The organism is Bacillus sp. LR_5, from assembly GCF_042709275.1.
The window spans coordinates 1-1,355 of the sequence record NZ_JAVAXX010000587.1 but is presented as its reverse complement, the minus strand read 5'-3'; the positions used below and the strand labels follow the sequence as shown (position 1 = coordinate 1,355).

The 1,355-nt window shown below is 44.6% G+C and carries 2 protein-coding genes; both read right to left on the bottom strand.

Features of this window, described 5'->3' with window-relative positions; genetic code table 11:
- A partial coding sequence (locus tag RAC86_RS38725; protein WP_377886961.1) for a hypothetical protein occupies positions 1-137 on the bottom strand: 137 nt, incomplete at its 3' end.
- 149 nt (positions 138-286) lie between these two features.
- Positions 287-1,355, bottom strand: a 1,069-nt coding sequence (gene metK, locus RAC86_RS38720) for a methionine adenosyltransferase (protein WP_377886959.1), incomplete at its 5' end; no start/stop codon positions are given.

Here is a 1,355-nt window from a genome sequence, read left to right as displayed (position 1 = left end):
ACGTGCTCATCATGGAAATATCCATCACTGTCAGGACCGCGGTGAACGATCATTTGGTTCATTTGTTTGATTAGTTCTTCTTGATCAGCGGTTTGAGCTAACGGATGCTTGTTAAAAACCCCGACAAATCCACACATAGTATTGCCTCCATAATTAAAATTGTCATCATTGAACCCCTATTTATAGACGCTGTGAATAATATTTGGTTTCACAGTTATGTAAAAAAATAAACATGAATACAACGATAAAAAAGGGAAAGCCGCTTAACCAGTAAGCGGCTATAAAATTATTCTCCTAACGCTTCTTTACGCAGCTGCTCCGCTTTGTCTGTACGCTCCCAAGGAAGGTCAACATCGTGACGTCCAAAGTGGCCGTACGCAGCAGTTTGTTTGTAGATCGGACGGCGCAAATCAAGCATTTTGATAATGCCGGCAGGTCGTAAATCAAAGTTATTGCGAACAACTTCAATCAGTTTTTCCTCAGAAGCTTTTCCTGAACCGAATGTGTTGATTGAGATTGACACAGGCTGTGCAACACCGATCGCGTAAGCAAGCTGTACTTCGCAAGAATCAGCAAGCTCAGCCGCAACGATGTTTTTCGCAACGTATCTTGCCGCATAAGCTGCAGAACGGTCTACCTTCGTCGCGTCCTTACCTGAGAACGCGCCTCCGCCGTGGCGTGCATAGCCGCCGTACGTATCAACGATGATTTTGCGTCCTGTAAGTCCTGCATCCCCTTGAGGGCCTCCGATTACGAAACGTCCTGTAGGGTTGATGAAATATTTTGTTTCTTCATCAATCAGCTCTTCAGGAACAACCGGATTGATTACATGTTCTTTAATGTTGCGCTGAATTTGCTCAAGTGTAATTTCAGGATGATGCTGAGTTGAAATAACAATCGCGTCAATGCGGACTGGTTTGTTATTATCATCGTACTCAACCGTTACCTGTGTTTTGCCGTCAGGGCGAAGGTACGGAAGAATATCTTCTTTACGGACTTCACTTAGGCGGCGGGCTAATTTATGGGCAAGTGAAATTGGAAGAGGCATAAGCTCTTTCGTTTCGTTGCACGCATAACCGAACATTAATCCTTGGTCACCCGCACCAATCGCTTCAATTTCTTCGTCGCTCATTGTGCCTTCACGGGCTTCAAGCGCTTGGTCTACGCCCATCGCGATATCAGCAGACTGCTCATCAATTGATGTTAAAACCGCACAAGTTTCCGCATCAAATCCGTATTTTGCACGTGTGTATCCGATTTCTTTAATGGTTTGGCGAACCGTTTTCGGAATGTCAACATACGTAGAAGTTGTGATCTCTCCGCTTACAAGAACCAAACCTGTTGTCACAGATGTT